This is a genomic window from Thalassovita mediterranea (assembly GCA_019448215.1).
Taxonomy (GTDB): Bacteria; Pseudomonadota; Alphaproteobacteria; order Caulobacterales; family Hyphomonadaceae; genus Henriciella.
Genome location: CP080408.1, coordinates 2,138,256 through 2,161,169, shown reverse-complemented (window position 1 = coordinate 2,161,169; position 22,914 = coordinate 2,138,256). Strand labels below are relative to the sequence as shown.

Sequence of the window (22,914 nt, the reverse complement as noted above, 5' to 3'; positions counted from 1 at the left end):
CGGCCGGCACAAACTGGCGCCCGCCGCACCCCTTGGGAGGAAAGATCTGACTAGAACCGGTAGTCGATACCGGCCGTCACCGTACGCGGGTCGCCATAGAAGGCGGTCAGCGTGCCTTCGAGACCCAGCGTTGGCGTGAACGTGCCGTTCGGGTTCACCGTCACGAAGTTATAGCCAGCAACGATGTACTCTTCATCGGTGAGGTTCTTGCCGGTCAGATTGAAGCCCCAACGGCCATCCTCGGTTTCCCAGCGGATGCTGGCATCCCAAAGCGTGAACGCGTCCTGATCGAGGAACGGGTTTGGCACTTCGAACTGGCTGGACTCGCCGCGATAGGAAAGCTGCGTGTTGAGAAGCAGATTGCCCCCGGCAAACGGCGTGTCATAGGAAATCCGGCCGTTCGCGGTCCAGTCTGGCGTGTTCTGGATAACGCGCTGGTCAGAGACATCATTGCCGAAAGCATCGATGAACTCGTCATACTGCGCATCGAGATAACCGACAGACCAGCCAAGGTTCAGAAGGTCGCCTGCGCGCGCCATGTCTTCGGCAAGCGTTGCTGTCCCTTCGAACTCGACGCCCCAGATCGTCGCCGCGCCGGCATTCGTGGTCACGCCCGAGAAGGAGTCGTTGACGCCGTCACCATCGGTATCGACACCGATAGAACCAGGCACCTGCACGTCCTTATAATCGGAATAGAAACCCGCGAGGCTGTAGTTCACACGGCCGCCAAGCTGGCTCGCCTTGTAACCCACCTCGTAGGAGTCGACCTCTTCCGGGTCGAACTGCATGAAGGTGTAGATTTCATCCTGCGAAACCGTGCCATCCTGATTGAGGTCAGGTGCCGCCGTCGTCTGACCGCGTGGGTCGAAAGAGCCGCCTTTGAAGCCCTGCGAGTAGGTCGCATAGAGGTTCGACTCTGGCGTCACCGCATAGCTGAGCGAGATGCGCGGGCTGAAATCGTCAAACGTCGCTTCGCCATTAAAGTCTGACGTTGTCGCGATCGGGATGCCTGCGCCGCCGAAGAATTCGGAGAAGCCGCCGATATAGGTGCGACGCTGAACGAGCGAGGTGCGTGTATCCTCAGTGTAGCGCCCGCCAAGCGAGAGCGACCACTGATCGGTCAGGTCATAGGTGAAATCACCAAAGATCGACCAGGTTTCCGTGCCCACATCACCAAAGGTCTGCGCATTGAGACCCGGAAGATTGAGGACAGCACCGGTCGTGGCCAGCAGCACGTCGAAGACGGTCGAAGCATTGGCGTCGAGATAGTAGACACCGATGAGACCGTTCAGACGGTCGCCCGAATAGAGGAACTGAAGCTCTTCGGAGAACTGGTCGTTCTCATAGATCGCCGGGACGTCGACATCGGCTTCAGGCAGCGAGTCAAAGTCGATCGGCGAGGTGCTTTCATCCTCGCGGTAAGCCAGGATATTCTTGATCGTCCAGTTGTCGTTGAGGTCCCACTCAGCGATGAGAGAGCCGCCATAGGCTTCGACGCGCTGGTCGACCGCATTCAGGCCAGCGCGCGTGTCAAACACGTCGCCAAGCACCGGATAGGTGAAAGGCGGGAACTGGTCCGGAATCAGACGGTGGCCCTGACGGGCGTTCGACTTGTCCAGCGAGTAGTCGGCCGCAGCGCGCAGCTGGAAATTATCGGCAAGGTCGAGCTCGGCTGAAACACGCGCACCGAAGAGTTCCTTGTTATAGTTCTCTTCGCCGGTGATCCGGTTTTCACCGAAGCCCTCACGGTTAAAGCTCGCAACAGCTGCGCCGACACGGAAGGTGTCCGTCACTGGCAGCGATGTGGTCAGGACGCCATCAAGCTGGCTGTAGCTACCAACTTTGACATTGGCTTCAAAGGTCGGCTCATCCGAGAGACCGCGCGTCACGTATTTGATCGCGCCACCAATCGTGTTGCGACCATAGAGCGTGCCTTGCGGGCCACGCAGGACTTCGACGCGCTCAACGTCATAGACATCAAGCACAGCGCCCTGCGGACGGTTGAGGTAGACGTCATCGACATAGATACCGACGCCAGCCTCAAAGCCTGCGACTGGGTCCTGCTGGCCAACGCCGCGGATAAAGGCCGACAGCGTCGTGTTCGTGCCGCGGGAAACTTCCAGCGTTACGTTCGGCGAAATCTTCGCGACTTCTGTCAGGTCAGCCACGCCAAGGTCTGCCAGAAGCTCGCCATCAAAGGCCGAAACGGACAGCGGAACGTCGACAAGGCTCTGTTCGCGGCGCTGGGCGGTGACGGTCACCGTATTGAAGCGGCGCTGGTCCTGGACTTCGTCAGCCGTATCGGAAGCGGCTGTGTCGGTCTGGGCCGTAGCGGCCATACCGGCGGTCAGGGCAATGACCGAGACGAGCGCCAGGCGAGCGGAATGCGGGGTACAAAGTTTCATGATATCCTCCCTTCATGCATCTTCGCGCATTGCAGGCAGGTGTCTCATCTTGCCGGGTCGCCGCCATGACACTTATCGTCAAGGCCAGTGAACACTTTCGCTCAATCGACGGTGATCAGGACTGGAAATCCTGCGCAAACGCGGCGGGCGTCTTCCCCTTCCAGCGCTTGAAGGCGCGGTTGAAAGCGCGGATGTCGGAATAATCCAGCGCCTCGGTCGCCTGTGCCACGGAGGCGCCCCGTTTCAGCATGCCTTCAGCGCGCAGGAGGCGTGTCTCAAGCAAGAGATCGCGGAACTGGACCCCCTCTTCCGAGAGGCGCCGGCGCAGTGTTGCGACGCTGATATCCAGCTTTCGGGCCACGTCAGACTGGCGCGAAAGACCATCCTCCAGCAAATCACGCGTACGCGCCGCAATGCTGCGCTCTCCGTCAATCGCTTCGCGCGCATCAAGGTGGCTGATGACGCGCGAGAACAGTCCGTCCGTACTCATATCGACAGTTTCGCGGATCTGAAGCGGTGCGCAGGCAAGGTCGAAATCGTAGATCAGCTCATAGGCTGGCGCGCCATACTCGAGTGGTACCGACCAGAATGCGTTCTGCGGCCGGCGCGTCTCGCCTCGCCGTCGCTTGAGCTTGATCCGCCGTAGCGCCGCACTCGCTGCCCCTTCGGTCAGACTGTCCAGCAGGCAGTGGATCTTGATCGTCAGGCAATCGCCGACCAGCTCGACGAAGTCAGTATTCTCACGCGAGCGATACGGAAAATGACTGTCATCAATGATCAGGGCCAGGCGGCTATCGCCGAACCGGACCGAGTTATACGTGTCACCATGCATCATGTTCATATGCTCAGCGAGGATCTCGATCGTCGCCATGAGCGAGGTGGCATTCTGCATCTGTGCGATGAGAAACTGGCCGGTCTTGAAGGTCAGCTTCCGGCTGGAGATGACCGCCGTGAGGTCGTCAGACGCGAGCGCCAGCGATCTCTGGATGCGGAAATAGTCAGCAATCTCGATCCTGGCGTCGCCGCCCTCGTCTGAGCGCTGAATGAAAGGCGCAAGATCGACGCCATGCTCAACCGCTGCATCAACGAGCGGCTGGATATCCCCGATCTCTACAAATGCTCTGGACATCGGCCTGCGCATACTCTGACGAAACTGTACAGCGACCCGCAAAAGCGGCTCTCACGAAAGTATACCACAATTCACGCCGGGCCGATGCCCCAGCGCAAGCAGCTGAATTATCAAGGAAAACAAACCCGAAAATGGTGCCAGGAGAGGCATCAAACCCACCAATCAATCTCTTGATTAATTTGGATATTTAGAAAGTCGTCTGTCAAAATACCCGCAAATGTACCCGCAATAATCTTGGGTGCTCTGCCGGTTCGGAGCGTTATTTACTCGCCATTCGTCTCTAAGAATGGCTCAAATGCATCCTTGAACGTCTTGTTGGTCGCGCCTGTTTCGTTGAAGAATGGCAGGCCATAGACCGCGTAGTCCTTGCTTTGAGTGACCAGTTCAATCCGCGCTTCCTTGTGCACGTCCGACAGGAAATCCGCTTTCCACGCATCGTCTTGGAGCAGGTGCTGTCCCTTAGGCTCTATGAACAGCTGCATCATGGTCGCCTTAGCTGCCCCTTTCTTCTTCAGGAATAGCAGAAAGTCCGGCTCAAAAGCTCGCCCGTCCCTAAAAGCGTAGACCTTTACAGCCTTCTCATTCCTAAGAAGATAGAACTCTTCATAGAGATCCATCAACCGTTCGGCCTGATCGTGCATGAATTTTACGAAGTGCTTCTCCTGATCGGTGCCATAGCAGTCATCGTAGGCATGCCAGTCCTTGCTATTCAGATCGATCTGATCGAGCCCCGGAATCTCACTTTCCGCCCAGCTGCGGCCCGTTTCACCTTCCAAGCGAAGTTTTAGTCTGGTGTCGATGAAGCGCTCACGGATGAGGTGAGGCTTGAAATCCCTCGTGCCTACAAAGTCGATACTCTCACGCTTGATACCGGCCTCTATCTGGTTGAGGATATATTGGGTTATTTCAAGCTTTTGACCGGCCCGTAGGTTTGCCAAATCGGACGGCAGGCCACGCACGCTGACGGTGACGCCGCCCAAATAGCTTTGCGTTGTCATGAACTCAGCAATGCCCTGCAGCTCCGGGAAGTAGGAGCGAAGTTTGCTGAAGTGAAAAAATGCGTTCGCGTCCAATGCGAACTGCAAGATTGGTCGCCCAAAGTCCGAAAGCTTGAACTCTCTGGAAACGGGCTCTTCTCCAGCCTTCTCAGAGCCTGGCTGCGCCCCACCGAAAGCAGAGCTCTCTGTAATGCGGCCGGTCATTAGTGTGGGGTAAGAAAATTGTGTCCCGACTTGGTATGCCTGCAGCTCGCAAATACCTTCTCTCGAATTGGCTTTTCGCTCATTCAGCCAGACAAATTCCGACTTGTAGAAGTCTGTGTCCTTGAAGCTCGCTTTCAGCTTTAGCGATACAGTTCTCGCCGCCTCATCCAGCATACCCGTTTCGCGAAGGGCATTTCGGATGTCTAGGATGTATTTCGGGTTGTGGGAGCAGTGATAGTGAAGCTCTTCCAGTATTCTTAGAGGATGCTCGATCGCGCTATCGTACTTGCGCTTTTCCTGAACCGCGTCAGGCTGGTTCGGAGCCACGAAGGGGAAGTACCTCGCTCCGCGTCCGATCAACTGAGCCTCGGCCATCGTGGTCTTGCCCACTTTGTTGGCCTTCCCGTCGCGAGTGTCGTACAGGCGCACAATGTCAAACAGGTTTAGTACGTCCCAGCCTTCGTTCAGCTTATCGACGGCGAAGATCACCCGTATCTCGTTGTCACGGTCCTCCAAGGCGTTGAGTTCTATTTGTCTGTTTTCCAAATCCTTGGGGTTGTTGACGTTCACCACCTTCTCGGGCGCAAAATCGCCCTTTAGCTCACGGGCGAAATCCGCTCCGCTCATGTCCCTTTCATCCATGATGAAGGCGAAGGCTCGCGAAAGGGTCTCATCGCCCCCAGAAGCCGCCCTAAGCGCTTCGAGCGCCTCGCCCGTCAGTCCCGCGACCATCGCCGTGAATGCGGCTTCGTTGTCGGCGCTTTCCTTGATCGTCTTGGACTTCATCAGGATCACCGGCTTACAATGCAGCCCATGCGCCTCGGCCACCTTGCGGCGGTATTGGCTCAGGACCATCGCCTGCATCATCCGGGCCTCGGGTGGCAAATCGGCCTGCCGCAACTCGATGTCCTTGGAATAGCCGTCTTCCCGAAACTGCCGCAGCGAGTAGTCGTAAAGTATCTTGTCGGCATACTTCGCCCGTATCGCCTCATGGCTCAGGTCCACCGTCGCGGTAAACTCCAACAGCATGTTTTCTGGGTGCTGGCGGAAAATCTCGGATACCGTGCCTTCCCAACTGGCCTTCTCTGCCTTCTCGCCTTGCGTCAGCGTCTTCTTGGTCTCGGCGTTCAGGTGGTGTGCTTCGTCCGAGATCATCACCACCTTGTAATCGCGGAAGTCTTCGATTGTGACGGCGTTCTCTTTTGGGGCCTGCATCCTTGTGTGCAGCCCTTGAATGGTGGTGAAGTGGATGTTGATCGCGTCCGTGTTCACCGCGTCGAAGGTGTCCACTGCGCGGATATCCACGGGCTTGTTATCAATCCGCACTGTTGGCGCGAACAGGTGCTTGGCCGATGCGGGGTTGAGGAAGTTGTCCTTGGTCTTCTCGATGATCTGGGCGGAGTTCACGAAGAACAGGAAGTTGCGATAGCCGCGCTGATACAAATCTAGGATCAGCGCCGCCATCAGCACCGTCTTGCCGCTGCCCGTGGCCATGTGGAACAGCAAGTGCGGGGCCTTGGGGCGCGCGTCGTATTTGTCGATGTAGAACAGCCAGCGTTCCAGCGCCGTGCGCTGATATGGGCGCAACTTGATCTTGGACGCTAGATTACCGGTAACGTCGTCGGGGATGTTGGCCTTGAGCATCCCAAACTTGGCAACTGCGTCAATCTGTTCGGTAAGGGTCTGGCTCATGCGTCCAGCCCATAGAAAGAGCGGGTCGCGCGGGCGTCTTCGTCGGAGATGTTAAAGTCCGCATCCCCTAGAGAACCCAGATTGACACACAGGTGGTTGGCATCGAGGCAGTCCATCAACACGCGCTTGGCGTCGTCCAATGGAAGTACGGCGAAGTCGTCGGTGTCGAAGGCGCTCAGATCAACGTCATAGCGCAGATAGCCGGTGGCTTGGATGTCGGCATGTATGGCTTGTAGCGCTGCCATGTCCGGCGCCGCTTCAATACGGTCAGCAAATGCGGAATTGGAGGCCGCGAGTTCGGCATAGACAAACGATCCGCCGCCTTGCCACTCGACAGCTTTAGAGATACCGCCCTGTTCCCCTGCGACGACTTTCTTGAGGCGTGAGTTTGGTAGATCAAGGATGTAGTCCATCTGCTCCACGGCAAGCCATTTTCTACCCAACTTATGAGCCACCGAAGGTGTCGTTCCAGAACCTGAAAAGAAATCCAAAACAGTATCGCCAGCGTCCGTTGCTATCTCGATTATGCGGCGCAAGAGTTTTTCTGGCTTCGGCGTTATGGAAAAGTCTGCATCCCCGAATAGCCCTTTGGCCTCGGACCGAGAAGTTCGGTTTCCTCCTACGTCTGCGTTAAACCAAATGGTCTCCGGCGGACGAGTGCTATTTTGGTCAGCATAAATCCGGTAATAAGGTGTCCAGTTACCATCATTTGACACCCACTCAATACGATCAGCCTCGCTCTGAGATTTACCTCTACTCCACCGCCAAGCACCGTCCCGCCCATCTTGCCGAACCGGGAAAACCTCTGTGCCATCCGGTGCAGTCAAGGCGTAATACAGGTTTGGGCGTGCTACTCTGGTGTCACCTTGCCCACCCATCGCCCTCAGCGGCTTAGTATAATATTTTCGGCCTTTTTCGTCTTGCTTCGTATAATGTTCCCCAATGTCCTCATCACTAACTTGCAGGTGCTTCCAGTGCGCTCGCTCCTTGTCTTTCGCGTAGGCCAAGATGTGGTCATGACGACTTGACACGTGAATGGCATCCATACGGGGACTGTCCGCCTTCTCCCAAACGAAGTTTGCGATGAAGTTCTCACGTCCAAACAAGTCGTCCATCATCACTTTGCAATAGTGCGCCTCGCCATCGTCCAAATTGACGAAGATCGTGCCATCCCGGCTTAGCAACTCTTTCGCCACCTCAAGCCGGTTCCGCATAAACGTCAGCCATGCAGAATGGTTGAAGCGGTCATTGTACCGGAACCCGTCGTTGCCGGTATTATAGGGCGGGTCGATATAGATCAGCTTCACCTTACCGGCATAGCGCGCTTTCAGCGAATACAGCGCCAGCAGATTGTTGCCCTTGATAAGCAGGTTGTCGTCCTCCGACACCGCGCCCACGGGCTTGGCCTTGCCCTCTGCCACGGCCTCCGCATCCCAGCGTTCCCAGCCGGTCAGCGCCTTGGGTTCAAACAGCCGCGTAATGTCATCGGGGGCCAACGTCGTGTTCCAGAACACCTCGTTGCGGCCCCGGTCCTCTTTCGTCATGCCGCCTTCCAGCACGCAGTCCTTATAGGGCCACGCCAGCACCACGTCGCGCGATTGGCTCAGGTAATCGCCGCGCCCATCCGTCAGGCCGATCCGGTTCTTGAAGGCAGTGTAGCTGTCGGGCAAGAAGGCTTTGTTGGACACGAAGTCCTGAAACTTCACCTTGTCGAAGACCAGCGCGCCCGCCACCGGCGTAAAAAAATGCGCCTTGATTGTGTCGGACTGCATCAGCAATTCCAACAAGCGAGCATCCATGTTCAGCGCCGCCTCGATCACCGCATTCTTGAGGATCGCCCCATCCGAGATGAATGCCTGTTCGGCCTGGAGAAGTTCTGTCAGGTCATCGAGAAGGTTTTGCATGAAGGAATCGCTTCTTGGCTTTAGGAACGTGCGAAATCATCGAAGGCCAAAGCCGCAACGCCTTCAAGTCTCAATCTTTGAGTTAGCTGCGTCCTCTTGCGCACGCGCACGAGAAAATTGGGTTAGCGTTTCAACTTCGGAAAGCCGCCGGTATCGCGCGGAAACGTTTCCAACATTTTCGTCCCCCTCCCAATTCTTGAACTGAGGAGACGCGCGGAAAGGATATGAAGCCGGTTTTAGCGCTTGTAGTCTCAGAGATTGCCATGCCCCCCCTACGACCGCTTTCGCCCCAACCTTAAAACGCTTTGTGCGAGTACAGCATCAATCCGTATCTGCGCTGCCCAGTCCGCCTCCTGCAGCCGGTAATAGGTCTTCCAATGCATGCCCTTAGGACGATCGGGGAAAGCATAGGCGAGACCAATCTCACCCTTCAGCTTCTTGCGCACGCGCATCGCACGGGTCACGCCAGGGGCATAGATGCGCTCATATTGGCTTTCGTAGGTGAGGCGGCGGCATTGCCTGCAGCGGAAGTATGTCGCGCCATAGAGTACCCTGCATTGGCGTCCGCAACCATTGCACTCAATCCACCAACGCTGCCCGCCTAGCGGCTGCTCAGTTGGGCACATGACAAAGCTTTCCTCTATGTGCTGGCGCTCGCCATCTTTCGGCACGCTGTAGCGCAACACCATGCGATCGGGCGACAGGCGGTAGCCAACGCTGCCGGTCTTATGATCACCGCGTGACCAAGTGACCGTGCCGGACAGGTGACGCTGAAACCATTCACGGGGAAAGTCCGCCAGATCCAGCTTATGAAACTGATCGCTCCTGGCGGCGCATCGCGCATGTCTTCCAGATCCGTATCCGCCCATGTGTCAGTCCTCGGTTTTCGCAATCATGTGGGAAGTGGATGTGTCGGGACCTTACTGGACCGCCGCCCGCCTTGCCCCGCTCGTGTGAGCGGCGGGGCGGCGTTAGGCTCAGCGTCAGGTTTTGTCAGGTTCAGCATGTCTGCTGCAACGCTATATGGTTCGAACGGGAATTACTGGCTCCAGCTACATCTCGATTAAACACTTGCTGTAGCTTAGGTTTTCTCAGGTTCACCAGCATGCCCAGTTCTCGTCAGACGCATCAGATTGTAGGCGTTCACACCACAGATTTAAGGTGTGCCGACTTTTGCTTCCGCTGCCAGGTCTTCACGGGCAAACTCGGATCGCCAACGCTCGTCTCTGTGTCGTACTGCGTCAGCGAAACGATCCTTTCCCGGCCCGACGCCTTGCCTCTGTTGCGGCCTTTTTGTTCAAGCTTAAGAAAACCGCCTTCAATCAACTCATCAATCGCATTTTTGGCAGTCGCAGGCGCGCATCCGATCGTTTCAGCCATGCGGCTTTCGCCCACTGGGAAGACATTTGCTTGGTCTGGCCGATAGCTAGCCATCAGCATAACGATTGCCTTGAATGCAAACGGCGAAAGCTCTCTCCATGATGCATGTTCAAGATAGTGGTCATAAATCCGCGCGTGTGGAAGATCCTTTCGACGAACTGAAAATAGAGCATAGGACAAAGCAGCCGCTCCTACCCGGCAACTAAGCCGCGCCCTTCTCGATCAGCTCACGAATGTCTTCGACACGCCAGACGGTCACGCGTGCGCCCAGCTTCTTCGGCTGCGGAAAGCGCCCGTCTTTCACACCAGCCCACCAAGTCGATTTGCTGACAGGGATGGGACCATGAGGCGCGAGGATGGACTTCAGGCGAAGGAAGCCCGTTTCAGGAAGTTCGGAATGGTGGAACATAGTTTGTCTCCGTCTTTGCGGTGACAATAAAGTCCAGCGTAGAGGCCGGTGATAATAGGCCCCACGGTTTCAGAAAGTTCAGACCAGGTAAGACGACAACCTATTGCTGGCTTGACTCAAAACCTTAGAAGATACACAGCGGCGGAGCGCATAATACATTGAAATAGCGCGAAAATTAAAATGGGATAGAATTTTCGCCCATTTGCCTTGGAGCGCCTCCGGAGGTCGCCCAATTTGCAACTTTGGCGAGTTCCTCAATAACGGATTCGCTCGGATTTCCATCTTCATTGGTGAGCCCAAAACGGGCAGCATTCAACCTGAGCCACTTTGCTAAACGCTGCTTCACGGTGCCAGGCTCAACTGAGTTCTCGTCGAATGACTGCCAAGCCTCCACCACTGCCGCAAGCTTTGCGGAGTACCGCGCGTGTGCCGGGTCACTGAAAGCAGCTCTATTCCGGCGGTCCTGAAAAAAGAAGCAATCCGTCAGGCCGCAACTTTCAAGCCATGCCATTAAACTCTCTCTGCACACCCAAGAACTTCTTGCGTCCATTGAGTCCTTCACCTCTTCGATGCCTTCCGGATATACCTCTTCATAGCAAGGCAGAACGAGACCCTCTACTTTGCCGCCTTTTATGGCCGCTCTGAGGGCTGACAATATTGCCTCGTATCCACTCGGAAGGTCCTTATCAACGCAACGGTCAACCTTATAACGCGCCAACTGCGGCTCGAGACCCAGAACCAGAAGCGCCGCGTCTTGCACCTTCAGTTCATCAGAAAGAAGCCAGAATTTCGAGACGTTTCGATACCGCGACCACGCATCTATAGGCGCGTTATCGAAAACCGGGTCCCAGTCTGCCCCTTGGCTTTCAAAGTCCTCCAGGCAATGCTTCACGCCCATATCTGGTGCTCCTAGCCGATCCCATAACAACCTATAGCGTACCGTATGGTCCTTTTGTGACAGTTTTGTTTCAAGCGTACTTTTTATGTTCCGCCCATGCAAAGCAAAATCCTAGGCTGTGGAAAACTCCCGTGCAATTTGTCTGGCCCACCAGTTCGCCATCTTCACGCGCTCGTCCCAATAGAGCGAGCGGTGATAGGCCCTACGCACTTCATCCGCACCAACATGACCAAGCTCCGCTTCGATCGCATCAGCATTCCAAAGACCGCTTTCATTCAGCAAGCTGGACGCACTCGCTCGAAAACCGTGCGAGGTGTGCTCGTGCTTGTCAAAGCCCATGCGGCGTAGCGCCTGATTAAGCGTGTTTTCGCTTATCGGCTTGTCGCGCGCGATCGATGACGGAAAGGCGCGGTAGTTGCTACCGGTTTCAACTTGCAGACCTTGAAGAATCTCGACTGCGAGAGGAGGCAATGGCTTCACATGCTCCCGACGCATCTTTGTGCGATCCGCTGGAATGGTCCAGATAGCGCGCTCAAGATCGAACTCTTCCCACAACGCCAACCGCATTTCGCCTGGGCGCGTGTACAGGAGCGCCATCAGCTTCAAAGCGGCGCGTGTTGAGGGTGAACCGCCGTCATAAATCCAGATGGCTTTCAGGAGCGCTGCAAAGCCGTCCCAGTCTGTAATCGCTGCCATGTGCGAGACCCTTGGCGTGATCAGCGCACCTCTCAAACCAAATGTGGGATCGTTTTCTGCCTTCGCGGTCGCAATGGCATATCGAAACACTTGCCCGATTGTGGAGCGCAAGCGTCTGGCGGTTTCGTAATTGCCTTTGTCTTGCACCTTCTCAAGCGGCTTCAAGATATCAGCGGCCGTAATCGCTGTTATGGGTCGATTACCAAAAGCGGCATTCGCCATATCCAGGAGCCATTGTTTCTTCGAAAGCGTGACGTCCGCCTTGCCTTCTTTACGCAGCTTCTCCAGCAGTTCTGCGGCTATCTTCGAGAAGGTGTGTTCGGTGACCGCTTCTTGCGCTGCCTTCTGCGCCTTCGCGTGCGCGCCGGGATCTATGCCCTCAGCCAGGAGGGCTTTGGCTTCTGCCCGAAGCTCTCGCGCCCGCGCCAGACTGATCGCCGGATATGCCCCGAAGGCCAAAAGCTTTTCCTTGCCATCAAAGCGATAGCGTAGCCGCCAAAGCCGTGAGCCGGTCTTGCTGACGTGAACATATAGACCGCCGCCGTCGGCGCTCTTGTAGTCTTTTTCTCGCGGTTTGAGCTGGCGAAGTTGAATATCGGTGAGCGGCATTGCGGGTATCTCGGTCAGCAAAGCGGGTATTCTTACCCACGATACCCGCAAATCTACCCGCAAAATACCCGCATGCCAACGCACATACCCGCACCGCATCGGACAATGCGAGAGGGTCTGATATCAAAAAAGCTCTACTTTAGAAGGCTTTAAGGGCCGCATTGGACGTTTTGGGATTTTCCGATGGTGCCCAGGAGAGGACTCGAACCTCCACGGATTGCTCCACACGGACCTGAACCGTGCGCGTCTACCAGTTCCGCCACCTGGGCACTTTCGGAAGGCGGGTTGATAGGACTGCTGCGCGCCGAGGTCAACGCGAAATTCCAGTGAGATGACCAGCAAGCGGCAACTTATTTCTGCGGGCAAAACAGCGCTTGACCCTCCCATGCGTCAGCCCGCTAGCGCTGGAAGATGAACGCCGCCGCAAGAGCAGGCGTCTGATACACCGCAGGGAGAGACACCATGTCAGAGACAGACACTGCCGCCAGCGTCCTTTATGAGGTCGACAATCATATTGCGACGATCACCCTGAACCGGCCAGAGCGGCGCAATGCACTCAATTTCGACGCCTATGACCGGCTGGAGCGCGCGCTGCGCCGGGCTGTCACAGACGCCGATGTACGCTGCGTGATCGTGACCGGGGCAGACCCGGCCTTCTGTTCTGGCGATGATGTCCGCGAGATCATGGCCGCGCCGAAGCCAAAGGACGCCGCGCCAAAGTCCCCAACCGTCCGTCACCAGCCAACCCCTGCAGCGATGGCTGCGCTCGAATGCGACAAGCCTCTGATCGCGGCCATCAACGGCGCCGCCATTGGCTGGGGCATGGAGCTTGCGCTTTACGCCGATATCCGCATCGCCTCAGACAAGGCGAAGTTCTCTGAGATGTTCATCAAGCGCGGCCTCGTTTGTGATGTGGGCGGCTTCTACCGCCTGCCCTCGATTGTCGGGCCCGCCAAGGCCGCCGAGCTTCTGTTCACCGGAGACGTGATCGACGCGCAGGAGGCAGAGCGCATCGGCCTCGTCTCCCGCACCGTTCCGCATGAGCAGCTGATGGATGAGGCAAGAGCGCTTGCCGGGCGCATTGCAGAGAACCCGCCGCTCGCGCTTCGCTATATGAAGGAAGGCATCCGCAAGGGGACCTATGGCGACCCGCGCGAGCTTGGCGCGTGGGCGATCGAAACCATCCGCGCGCTGATGCAGACCAAGGATCACAAGGAAGGCGTGGCGAGCTTTCTGGAGAAACGCCCGCCTGTCTTCAAAGGCCGCTAGGCTGCCTTTGCAGCGCGCCGGTCGAACAGCTCGAAGGCCAGCATGCCCGCTGCCATCGCCGCAAGGAAACCGAGCGCTGGAACGCCGCCAATCGTAAGCGCCGCGATCGCTGGCCCCGGGCAGAGACCGACAAGGCCCCAACCGATGCCGAACAGGACAGCGCCTGTCGCGAGCTTCGCGTCGACCTTGCGGTTGCCCGGCACCTGGAAGCTCTCTGCCAGAACGGGGCGTGGGCGCAGCCAGACGAGGCGATAGCCAACTGCCGTCACGATGAGCGCGGCGCCCATGACGAAGGCAAGCGACGGGTCCCAATTCCCGAAGAGGTCGAGGAAGGCGATTACTTTTGCCGGGTTGACCATTTGCGAGATAACCAGCCCGAGACCAAAGGTGAGGCCCGCCAGAAGGGCCATGAGATTACGTGCCATGAGCATCAGGCTCCGATCAGGGGTTTGAGAAGCGCGACAGTCGCCATGCCGGCGGCCATGAACAGCACGACCGACACCATGGACCGCGGCGACAGGCGTGACAGGCCGCAGACGCCATGTCCGCTCGTGCAGCCCGAGCCAAGCCGCGTGCCAAAGCCGACCAGCAAGCCACCAGCGATGATGAGCGGCCAGCCTGCCTCCAGTTCAAACGCAGGCTTCTCAGCAGCTGCGAGCCAGTAGACGAGCGGCGCCGCCACCAGCCCCAGCACAAAGAAAACACGCCAGCTCCGGTCACCCTTGGCCGCGAAGACCGTGCCGGAGAACAGGCCGCTGATCCCGGCAATCCGTCCGTGAAACGCCATGAGCAGGACGGCTGACAGGCCAATGAAGGCTCCGCCGATGCTGGCGCTGACAGGTGTGAAATTTTCCACTTTCGACTTCCCAAACTAACAATTTACGCTTATGTAAAATGTAAAGTGACTTTGCGCAAGATGTATCGGACCTCGCTATGATCAAGGATGTGAAAAACATGGAGCCGCTCGCCCGCGAGGCGACCACGCTTCTGAAGTCCCTGTCACATCCGGACCGGCTCATGGTCTGCTGCCAGCTTCGCGGCGGCGAGATGAGCGTTGGCGAACTTGAGGTCCAGCTCGAAATTCCCCAGCCCCGGCTCTCGCGTGAACTCGCCAAGCTTCGCGAGGAAGACATCATCTCAGCCCGCCGGGATGGCAAGGTCGTTCACTATTCGCTGATCGATGCACGCGTTCATGCGCTGGTCGACGCAATCTGCACCGTGATGCTCGGCTCGAACGCGGACCCGGACGTCCGCTTTGAGCCAGAGCCCGAAGGAGAAAACCGATGACGAAACCCGAAGTGAAAGGCTTCTTTGACGAGGCCACGAATACAATCAGCTATGTGGTCTGGGACAAGGCCACCAAGCAGGCAGCCATCGTTGATTCACTGCTCGACTTCGACCAGGCATCCGGCCGTACAAAAACAGACTCAGCAGACGTCATGATCGCTTTCGTCAAGGAAGCCGGCCTCACCGTCGACTGGATCATCGACACCCATGTCCACGCCGATCACCTGACAGCAGCGCCTTACATCAAGAGCCAGCTAGGCGGGCGCACGGGCATCGGCGAGCACATCGCCACGGTTCAGAAAGTGTTCGGTGAGATCTTCAATGAAGGCCAGGAATTCCACACCGATGGCAGCCAGTTCGACCATTTGTTCAAGGATGGTGAGACCTACAAGGTGGGCAATATCCATGCCCGCGCCATCCACACGCCGGGCCACACGCCTGCCTGCATGAGCCACCTGATCGGTGATGCGCTTTTCGTCGGCGATACGATCTTCATGCCTGACTTCGGCACGGCGCGCTGCGACTTCCCGGGCGGGGACGCCGGCACGCTCTACGACTCAATCCAGAAGCTGTTTGCGCTGCCCGGCGAGACACGCGTATTCCTCTGCCATGACTACAAGGCACCGGGCCGCGATGAGTATGTGTGGGAGACCACGATCGCCGAGGAGAAGGCGCACAATAAACACGTCCATACGGGCATCTCGAAAGAAGAGTTTGTGAAGATGCGCACCGAGCGCGATGCTACGCTCGCCATGCCAAAACTCATCCTGCCATCGGTGCAGATCAATATGCGCGCCGGCGAAATGCCGCCCGCCGAGGAGAATGGCAAACGCTACATGAAGATCCCGATCAACGCGCTCTAAACCCTTAAGGACGCCGAACATGGCATTCCGAGCCGCCAGATATTTCCCCATACTCGAATGGGGCCGCGAATACCGCCGCGACACGCTGATCAACGATCTGATCGCGGCGGTGATTGTGACGATCATGCTGATCCCGCAATCGCTGGCCTATGCGATGCTGGCGGGCCTGCCACCCCAGATCGGGCTTTATGCATCCATCCTGCCGCTCATCGCCTATGCAGTCTTCGGGACCAGCCGGACGCTGGCTGTCGGCCCTGTGGCCATCCTCTCGCTGATGACCGCGGCCGCTGCCAGCAAGATCGCACCGCAAGGCAGCGAGGCCTACATACAGGCCGCGCTGATCCTCGCTTTCCTGTCAGGGGCGATCCTTCTGGTGCTTGGCCTGTTGCGTGCCGGGTTTCTGGCCAACTTCCTCAGCCACCCTGTTGTCTCCGGCTTCATCACGGCGTCGGGGATAATCATCGCGGCGTCCCAGCTGAAGCATATTCTGGGCATCAATGCAGGCGGCGGAAACCTGCTGGAGATCGTCACATCCCTCATTGCCAATGTGGCCGACACGAACGCGCCGACTTTCATCATTGGCGCGGCCTCGCTCATTTTCCTGTTTGGCTCGCGTAAATTCCTGAGGCCCGCGCTGATGAAGCTTGGCTTGCCGGAAAAAGCCGCAGCCATCATGACGCGCACCGGACCGGTCTTCGCCGTAGTCGCGAGCATTCTCGCTGTCGCCTTTCTGCAGCTAGATGAGGACGGTGTCCGCATCCTCGGAGAGGTGCCGCGCAACCTGCCCGAAATCGGCCTTCCGGCCTTCGACCGCGAAATCTGGATGCAGCTTTTAGGTTCTGCAGCCCTGATCAGCCTGATCGGCTTCGTGGAATCGGTATCGGTGGCCCAGACGCTCGCGGCCAAGCGCCGTCAGCGCGTGGACCCGGATCAGGAACTGGTCGGCCTCGGTGTCTCCAGCCTCGCAGCAGGTATCTCGAGCGGCTACCCGGTCACGGGCGGTCTCGCCCGCTCAGCGGTGAACTTTGATGCAGGTGCTGAAACCCCGGCCGCAGGCGCTTTCACGGCTGTCGGTATCGCTCTCGCAACGCTGTTCCTGACACCCTACCTCTTCTTCCTGCCGCAGGCGGTGCTGGCAGCGACCATCATCGTCGCCGTCCTATCGCTCGTCGACTTCAAGGCGCTCCGCCAGGTCTGGTCCTATTCAAAGTCTGATTTCAGCGCGATGGCCGCGACGATCCTCGTCACGCTGTTTGCCGGCGTGGAGCTTGGCGTCACCACGGGCGTCGGCCTCTCGCTCTTCCTTCATCTCTACAATACCAGCCGTCCGCACTTTGCCCTCGTCGGACAGGTGCCGGGCACGCACCACTTCCGCAATGTGAACCGTCACCGCGTGGTCATTTCCGACACGGTCCTCACCATCCGGATCGATGAGAGCCTCTATTTCGCGAATGCGCGCTTTCTTGAGGACACCGTCTATTGCGTTGTCAGCAACAGGCCGGATCTCAAACACCTCGTCCTCATGTGCTCAGCCGTGAACCGGATCGACGCAAGCGGTCTGGAAAGCCTCGAAGCGATCAATCTCCGGCTTCGCGATGCAGGCATCAAACTCCACCTGTCAGAGGTCAAAGGCCCTGTCATGGACCGGCTGCAGCGCTCACACTTCCTCGATGAGCTGAGCGGGAATGTCTATCTCAACACCTATGACGCCATGGAGGACCTGGACCTCGACTGCGTGCAGGCCGCCTTCAGCAAGGACGCCAAGACCACCAGCCCCGAAGCCATCCCTTGTCCTTCGCTGACCCTTGCCGGGCTTGAGCGGGTGTAGCGCGATTGGCATACCTCTTCCTAAAGCGGATTCGGCGTCAGTCAGTTATTCAGGCGGGTGTCCAACAAGGGATGTGTCCCTGAAATCAAGCGTGTGCAGCTTTGATTGAGGCACAAGGTCCTCCCAACCTTCGCGAAGTGCAACTTCGGATACCGGCTCAAGCGTCTTCAGGATGATCTCGAATGCGTCGCCTGGCGCAGCCCGAAAGCTGTATCGCACTGAGTTCCTTGTCTCTTCTCGCGTGTTAAGCTCGCCATCCGGTGACGCTGCAGAGCCATAGAGAAGCGCGGAGTCATGTGGCCATGGGATCCTGAACGACACCTCGACCTGGCTCGGCGATAAGTTCTGCGCGAGGATTCTGATCTCATTTTGCTCGCGAGAGACCGCTTCGACAACGATGGTCTCAGAGACCTCAACACCACGCCTCAGTCGGCCAGTTTCCAGAAGCGGATACACCAATTCTTTTGCTGCACGCGCAGACCGGGCGGGATCTTCACCACTCGAAGACACAATTGCATAGTTGAAAACGCGTTCGGGCTGCCCTGAGTAGAGTTCATTCTCCTTGGCCCGGTAGTGCGGTTGGGCATTCATCAGGAAGTGATCGACAAACGTCTCACCCCATTCGCGGCCCGAAAGGCCCTGATCGAGAAGAACGATACCGTGTCCGTTCTGAAGGTGGTGACTGGACCAGAGCGATGCTGGCGCAATTGAGTCATTCAGCCCCAGATAAAAGTGGTCATGGGAAGCGCGCACATCGTCCATGCCCCTGCTCGGTCGCGGCCTGTCCCTATCGAACCCGAAAGGCGTGCCGCGAAGCGATTGTTCAATCGCCGCCGCAAGATCGTGCCTGGCAACCAGCATCCGGCCATAGGGGACATTTTTTGACACCGTCTGGAAACGGATCTGATCGCCGGTATGCGGGATGAATACATACCGTTCGAAATGGCTTCCGTCGTCGGCAATGCTGGTGATCTGGACAGTCGTGTAGACGTCGCCCCTGTACTGTTTGAATTCGGCTTCGATTTCAGATGTGCGGCCGATTATCTCGCGCCCGGACCATGGGGCCAGAAGGTCTGTCGGGCTGAAGTCCTGCTCTGGTGTCTGATGGTCAACATACCAGACCAACTCGTTCAGCCGTCCTTTGATGGGCTCAGACATGTTTTTGCTCTGGAGCGCAATGATGTCGCCGGTGCGCTGGTCGAATTCCACGGTCAAATCGCCTGCTTCAACGTTGCCCGTGAATGGCTCCGCCACGGGCAACCCGGCCCCCGACGTCTCCAGTTCGACTGTCCCCATCGGCATGAGCGCCCCTCGGCACCAGGCGCCATCGTCACGCGTTGAGGCCTCGCAGACCGCATTGAGCGGTCGGCGTTCGGTCTCCGGCCAATAGAAGGGATAGGTCCGCTGCCACGCGATCGGGTCGAATGCGAAACCACTCCCAAATTCACCCGATATCTGGTCGAGGCGCCGATTTACCGAGGTCTCCCGGTCCATATAGTTCCAGTCACGATCACCGATGAATGCATCGCCCGCGCCAGCACCCCATTGAAGTGCCCGGTCTGAATTGAGCAGAAGCAGCCACCAGGCGTCATCCAGCTCCTGGGCAGGATACGTATTGGCATTGTCCATCGAGAGGAGCGAAGCCGCGATCTCTGTTGATACAAGCCGGGATTCGGTTGCACGGAAGCCCTGCTTGATCTGGGGAAGGTTTCCCCAGAACGCGTTGTAGGCAAACAGGCTTGGGGTGGAGACAGTTTTCAGGCTGCTGCGGTCGATATCTGCAGCTTCAATGCTCGCCCAATAGTCGTCGAGCGTGCCGAGACAAGCGACCCTGCCGGTCTGCTCCTTCACCTCTCCAGTCATTTCATACAGTCGTCGAGGATCCTCAGGCTTCGCCGAGTAATCTCCTGCACCAATCGGCCAGACGAACGGAATCTGCGGCTGGTAAGCGATCTCGGGGTACAGCTCCCGCATCATGTGTTCGCGCCAGTGTTGAGGCAACGGCCCGGTTTCCCGATAGCTGATCCGCCACTGCGCATAGTTATTCATTGATGAAACTATGGTCTGTGCACCGCTTGCAGCTTGCAAGTAATAGAGCTGGTCTTTCGTCTCGGCGTTTCGCACGTGCATCATGGTGCGGATGCCGAGCAGATCGAGAAACTCAGCCATATTTGGCGTCACGCCGAGAACATCGATAAACCATGCATTATCGGGCCGCACACCGAGAGCTTTTTCATACCAATCTATCCCGGTGCGCCCCATTTTCATGATCGTTGCCGCCTGAACCAACGAAGGCTCAAACTCGAGCATGAAGGCGTTTGCGATGGAGACTTTCTCTTCACCAAGCGCGATCTTGAAGCGCTCGAAAGCATCAGGCGCCAGCTCTTCCATGGCAATGGCTGTAGGCACTTCAGAGAAGCTGAACGGAAATCCTGCCTCCTCAGAAGCATCAAGGAGCGAGCTGTAATTGTTGACCATGTAGTTCCGCTCACGCGCGAAGCCCGTCAGCCAACCGGTTGCGGTGCCGTGTGTGTTCGGGACGAGCCAGATAGGATTGGCCACCGCCTCACAAGCATCGGTCTCGAACAAATCTCCCGTCATCTCGTCGTAGGCCGTCTGTGGCGGGATCTGAGCGGACGCAGGACCCACCAGAAAGCTGAAGACGGCGCCGAGCAAGCCGCTGCGCGCGGCAAGCCGTTCAAGTTTACGTATACCCAAGGTCACCCCATCCGATCGGTTTCTCACAGCCTCTCGTGAGCCAGCCGCTAACACCTAAAGACCTATTTCTGCGAACCCCAAGGTTGTGCGAAGCGCCTTGTCGGCGCAAGACTTTTGTGGGCCCAATGCGAATGTCGAGAAGGCATCGCAGATTCGGGTGCGGGGGACATGCAGACACCAGAACAAACAGGTGCGCTACGGATAGAGCTCGAACAGGCACGCCTGCTCCGCGACAATGTCGTGCGCTCCTGCGTCTTCGTCGAAGCCGTGATCGTCTACCTGACCATCATGATCATCGCTTTCGGCAAGACCGAATTTGCGGCGCTATGGTTCTGCGCGGCGTCCGCGATGGTTGGCGTCACCTACATCCATGCCAAGTTCAATCCACGTGGCGACCTCACGGCATCAAACTATAAAAGGTATCTGCGCGGACACATTATTGTCTGCTGCCTGACTGGTCTGGTCTGGACCGTATTTGCCAGCCTCCAGGTCGACGGGGACGACCTTCTTTCGCTGTTCGTTGCCAGCAATATGGTCTTCGCCATTACCGTCGGCGGCATGCTGCCCGGATCGGAATACCGGCCGGGCTTCATCGCGCTTGCCAGCTGCACCATGCTGCCTTTCGCAGCCTACTGGATTTACGCGCTCGATGGCGGCACGCAGATGGCGGCGCTGGGTATCATTCTCTACTATCTGTTCGGCATCATGGTCAGTGGCAGGACTGACCGTGATACGCGCGACGGCATCATCGCCCGCCGCAACCAGGCGCTGACCGATCAGCTCGTTGAACGTAACAAGCAGATCGAGAAAGCCAGCGAGGAGCGCACACGTTTCCTCGCTGCGACCAGCCATGACCTGTCACAACCTCTCCACGCGCAAGGCTTCTTCATCGAAACACTCCGCAATGAGCTGACGAGTGAGCGGCAGAAAGAACTGCTCGACCAGATCGACGAGACCCGGCAGGGATTGAGCGACCTGTTGCGCGGTATCGTCGATATCACGCGGATCGATAGCGGCGCGGTGGTTCCAGACATTCAGACAGTGGATCTCGAAGCTCTGCTGAAACCCCTCCTCCACCAGTTTACGACCCAGGCTGAGATTGAAGGACTGATCTTGAAGGCGGCCATGGAGAAGGTCTCCGCCCAGACCGACCCTGTCCTTCTCAGTCGCATCATCAGCAATCTTCTCTCCAACGCCCTTCGCTATACGCCGCCGCCCGGGCAAATCAGCTTCAAGCTCCAACACAGCGGTTCCGCGCCCGTCATCGAGATCGCCGACACCGGCCCGGGCATTCCGAAAGACCAGCAGGAAAACATTTTCGATGAGTATGTCCGGCTCAACCATACCGGACAGGCGGCAAAGCCGGGGCTCGGTCTTGGACTTTCGATCGTCCGGCGACTGGCTGTCTTGCTGGACGTTGAGCTACAGCTGAATTCTGCGCCCGGAAGCGGCACGAGATGGTCGCTCGTCTTGCCCGCTGCTGCACGCCCGCCCTCTGACGCGACAGTTTCAAAACCGCAGGATGCGAAACCCTTCGCCAGCGCTCCTCTTTGCCTGATCGTCGATGACATGAAGCCGGTGCGCGACGGGATGAATGCCCTCCTGACCAGCTGGGGCTGCCGGACCTACACCGCCGCCAATGGTGAGCAGGCGACCCGACTGTTGGGCTCGAGCCAGCAAGTCCCCGACATCCTTCTTGTCGACAGGCGCCTCGGCGCGGGGCTGGATGGGGGCGTCGACGTCATTCGCCAGCTGAGAGGCCTGTCTGGTCGCAATACGCCGGCCATCCTGATGACGGGCGATATCGCCAATATCGAGGAAGAAGTGGCCGGGCTTGGTATTCACGTCATGCTCAAGCCGGTCGCGCCGGACAATCTGCGGCACATGCTGGGCAAGCTGCTGGCTGCCGCAGACAGGACATTCGCCTGACGCAGTCTGCAGGCTGCGCCTAGATCAAACCGAGTTGCTGCGCGCGCTGGACGCATTCGGTGCGGCGGCTGACGCCAAGCTCGACGAAGATATATTTGAGATGGGTTTTGACCGTGTTCTCGCTGATCGAAAGCGCACGTGCGATCTCGCTATTTTGTCCTCCGCCACTCAACAGTCTCAGCACTTCGATCTGCCGGTCGCCGAGTTTCGGAAGGTCGGCAATACAATCTTCCCCGACCTCGGAGTCTCCGATGGCGCGAGCCGGTTTGCTGAAATCCTGAAACCCGAACGGATTGGAGCGGACCGCATCGACAGCATGGCTGAGCGAACGGCTACCTTGCGATTTATGGATGAAGCCATTTGCCCCCACGGCCTGCATTTCGGCAATCGGCGGGGCTGAATTGATGCCGGACAGCATCAGGACGGGCACGCGGTGACCCTGCTTGCGGATCGTATCGACGAAAGCGAGACCATTCATCTCGCTCATGATGAGGTCGCAGATGATCAGATCAAACCGGGTCCCGGCCGAGAGCTTGTTCAGGATCTCCGAAGCCTCGGTGACAGTCTCGACCTGAAACGAAGGAAAATCACGCTGAACGATTAGCGCCAGCCCCTGTAGAAACAGGTCGTGATCGTCGATGATCGCGATTGAACCTGCGCGCTCTGCCAACTGTTTTATTCCCTGCCAGCCCGGCG

18 protein-coding genes and 1 tRNA gene are annotated in these 22,914 nt (G+C 57.8%); 5 read left to right on the top strand and 14 right to left on the bottom strand.

Annotation, left to right across the window (positions count from 1 at the left end; all coding sequences use genetic code 11):
* Nucleotides 1-50: 50 nt before the first annotated feature.
* From KUV46_10720 to KUV46_10675, 10 genes are all read right to left on the bottom strand, one after another.
* Nucleotides 51-2,405 (bottom strand): TonB-dependent receptor, encoded by a 2,355-nt coding sequence (locus tag KUV46_10720; GenBank protein QYI99815.1) that lies wholly within the window; start codon nt 2,403-2,405, stop codon nt 51-53.
* A gap of 115 nt (nt 2,406-2,520) precedes the next feature.
* Complete coding sequence (locus KUV46_10715; GenBank protein ID QYI99814.1) at nt 2,521-3,534, bottom strand: AraC family transcriptional regulator; 1,014 nt, start codon at nt 3,532-3,534, stop codon at nt 2,521-2,523.
* Between the two features lie 263 nt (nt 3,535-3,797).
* On the bottom strand, nt 3,798-6,428 hold the full coding sequence (locus KUV46_10710) for a DEAD/DEAH box helicase family protein (GenBank protein QYI99813.1): 2,631 nt from the start codon (nt 6,426-6,428) through the stop codon (nt 3,798-3,800).
* The gene (locus KUV46_10705) at nt 6,425-8,332 is read right to left on the bottom strand and encodes a site-specific DNA-methyltransferase (GenBank protein QYI99812.1); all 1,908 of its coding nucleotides are present in this window, start codon (nt 8,330-8,332) and stop codon (nt 6,425-6,427) included. Before KUV46_10705 ends, KUV46_10710 begins: the two co-directional genes overlap by 4 nt.
* Nucleotides 8,333-8,604: 272 nt before the next feature.
* Nucleotides 8,605-9,201: a hypothetical protein gene (locus tag KUV46_10700; protein ID QYI99811.1), complete on the bottom strand. Its 597-nt coding sequence runs from the start codon at nt 9,199-9,201 to the stop codon at nt 8,605-8,607.
* A 274-nt stretch (nt 9,202-9,475) separates the two neighbouring features.
* On the bottom strand, nt 9,476-9,892 hold the full coding sequence (locus KUV46_10695; GenBank protein ID QYI99810.1) for a helix-turn-helix domain-containing protein: 417 nt from the start codon (nt 9,890-9,892) through the stop codon (nt 9,476-9,478).
* Between the two features lie 22 nt (nt 9,893-9,914).
* On the bottom strand, nt 9,915-10,121 hold the full coding sequence (locus tag KUV46_10690; protein ID QYI99809.1) for an AlpA family phage regulatory protein: 207 nt from the start codon (nt 10,119-10,121) through the stop codon (nt 9,915-9,917).
* A gap of 175 nt (nt 10,122-10,296) precedes the next feature.
* Nucleotides 10,297-11,019, bottom strand: a complete 723-nt coding sequence (locus KUV46_10685; protein ID QYI99808.1) for a hypothetical protein — start codon at nt 11,017-11,019, stop codon at nt 10,297-10,299.
* A gap of 111 nt (nt 11,020-11,130) precedes the next feature.
* Complete coding sequence (locus tag KUV46_10680; protein QYI99807.1) at nt 11,131-12,324, bottom strand: integrase arm-type DNA-binding domain-containing protein; 1,194 nt, start codon at nt 12,322-12,324, stop codon at nt 11,131-11,133.
* A 184-nt stretch (nt 12,325-12,508) separates the two neighbouring features.
* Nucleotides 12,509-12,593, bottom strand: a tRNA-Leu gene (locus tag KUV46_10675).
* 193 nt (nt 12,594-12,786) lie between these two features.
* Here KUV46_10675 and KUV46_10670 point away from each other — a divergent pair.
* Nucleotides 12,787-13,593, top strand: a complete 807-nt coding sequence (locus KUV46_10670) for an enoyl-CoA hydratase/isomerase family protein (protein QYI99806.1) — start codon at nt 12,787-12,789, stop codon at nt 13,591-13,593.
* Here the strand turns inward: KUV46_10670 and KUV46_10665 are convergent.
* Nucleotides 13,590-14,018: a YeeE/YedE family protein gene (locus KUV46_10665; protein ID QYI99805.1), complete on the bottom strand. Its 429-nt coding sequence runs from the start codon at nt 14,016-14,018 to the stop codon at nt 13,590-13,592. The genes KUV46_10670 and KUV46_10665 overlap by 4 nt on opposite strands.
* A gap of 5 nt (nt 14,019-14,023) precedes the next feature.
* The gene (locus tag KUV46_10660; GenBank protein QYJ02393.1) at nt 14,024-14,380 is read right to left on the bottom strand and encodes a YeeE/YedE family protein; all 357 of its coding nucleotides are present in this window, start codon (nt 14,378-14,380) and stop codon (nt 14,024-14,026) included.
* A gap of 146 nt (nt 14,381-14,526) precedes the next feature.
* Here KUV46_10660 and KUV46_10655 point away from each other — a divergent pair, with 146 nt between their 5' ends.
* From KUV46_10655 to sulP, 3 genes are read left to right on the top strand one after another with little or no spacing between them, the layout of a single operon-like run.
* Nucleotides 14,527-14,880 (top strand): metalloregulator ArsR/SmtB family transcription factor, encoded by a 354-nt coding sequence (locus tag KUV46_10655; protein QYI99804.1) that lies wholly within the window; start codon nt 14,527-14,529, stop codon nt 14,878-14,880.
* Nucleotides 14,877-15,743, top strand: coding sequence for an MBL fold metallo-hydrolase (locus KUV46_10650; GenBank protein ID QYI99803.1), 867 nt, complete (start codon nt 14,877-14,879; stop codon nt 15,741-15,743). The genes KUV46_10655 and KUV46_10650 overlap by 4 nt, the downstream gene beginning before the upstream one ends.
* 19 nt (nt 15,744-15,762) lie before the next feature.
* The gene (gene sulP / locus KUV46_10645; GenBank protein ID QYI99802.1) at nt 15,763-17,571 is read left to right on the top strand and encodes a sulfate permease; all 1,809 of its coding nucleotides are present in this window, start codon (nt 15,763-15,765) and stop codon (nt 17,569-17,571) included.
* Between the two features lie 45 nt (nt 17,572-17,616).
* On the opposite strand, the gene KUV46_10640 is transcribed toward sulP, so the two are convergent.
* On the bottom strand, nt 17,617-20,316 hold the full coding sequence (locus KUV46_10640; protein ID QYI99801.1) for a hypothetical protein: 2,700 nt from the start codon (nt 20,314-20,316) through the stop codon (nt 17,617-17,619).
* Between the two features lie 141 nt (nt 20,317-20,457).
* On the opposite strand from KUV46_10640, the gene KUV46_10635 reads away from it, so the two are divergent.
* Nucleotides 20,458-22,218, top strand: coding sequence for a hybrid sensor histidine kinase/response regulator (locus KUV46_10635; GenBank protein QYI99800.1), 1,761 nt, complete (start codon nt 20,458-20,460; stop codon nt 22,216-22,218).
* A 19-nt stretch (nt 22,219-22,237) separates the two neighbouring features.
* Here the strand turns inward: KUV46_10635 and KUV46_10630 are convergent, their stop codons facing one another.
* Nucleotides 22,238-22,888 (bottom strand): response regulator transcription factor, encoded by a 651-nt coding sequence (locus KUV46_10630; protein ID QYI99799.1) that lies wholly within the window; start codon nt 22,886-22,888, stop codon nt 22,238-22,240.
* Nucleotides 22,889-22,914: the final 26 nt, after the last annotated feature.

Coding starts and splice junctions, on each gene's coding strand:
- KUV46_10690 (QYI99809.1), bottom strand. CDS start 10,121: ATGTTCCACCATTCCGAACTTCCTGAAACGGGCTTCCTTCGCCTGAAG.
- KUV46_10650 (QYI99803.1), top strand. CDS start 14,877: ATGACGAAACCCGAAGTGAAAGGCTTCTTTGACGAGGCCACGAATACA.
- KUV46_10705 (QYI99812.1), bottom strand. CDS start 8,332: ATGCAAAACCTTCTCGATGACCTGACAGAACTTCTCCAGGCCGAACAG.
- KUV46_10665 (QYI99805.1), bottom strand. CDS start 14,018: ATGGCACGTAATCTCATGGCCCTTCTGGCGGGCCTCACCTTTGGTCTC.
- sulP (QYI99802.1), top strand. CDS start 15,763: ATGGCATTCCGAGCCGCCAGATATTTCCCCATACTCGAATGGGGCCGC.
- KUV46_10635 (QYI99800.1), top strand. CDS start 20,458: ATGCAGACACCAGAACAAACAGGTGCGCTACGGATAGAGCTCGAACAG.
- KUV46_10670 (QYI99806.1), top strand. CDS start 12,787: ATGTCAGAGACAGACACTGCCGCCAGCGTCCTTTATGAGGTCGACAAT.
- KUV46_10680 (QYI99807.1), bottom strand. CDS start 12,324: ATGCCGCTCACCGATATTCAACTTCGCCAGCTCAAACCGCGAGAAAAA.
- KUV46_10685 (QYI99808.1), bottom strand. CDS start 11,019: ATGGGCGTGAAGCATTGCCTGGAGGACTTTGAAAGCCAAGGGGCAGAC.
- KUV46_10700 (QYI99811.1), bottom strand. CDS start 9,201: ATGGGCGGATACGGATCTGGAAGACATGCGCGATGCGCCGCCAGGAGC.
- KUV46_10655 (QYI99804.1), top strand. CDS start 14,527: ATGATCAAGGATGTGAAAAACATGGAGCCGCTCGCCCGCGAGGCGACC.
- KUV46_10710 (QYI99813.1), bottom strand. CDS start 6,428: ATGAGCCAGACCCTTACCGAACAGATTGACGCAGTTGCCAAGTTTGGG.
- KUV46_10715 (QYI99814.1), bottom strand. CDS start 3,534: ATGTCCAGAGCATTTGTAGAGATCGGGGATATCCAGCCGCTCGTTGAT.
- KUV46_10720 (QYI99815.1), bottom strand. CDS start 2,405: ATGAAACTTTGTACCCCGCATTCCGCTCGCCTGGCGCTCGTCTCGGTC.
- KUV46_10660 (QYJ02393.1), bottom strand. CDS start 14,380: ATGGCGTTTCACGGACGGATTGCCGGGATCAGCGGCCTGTTCTCCGGC.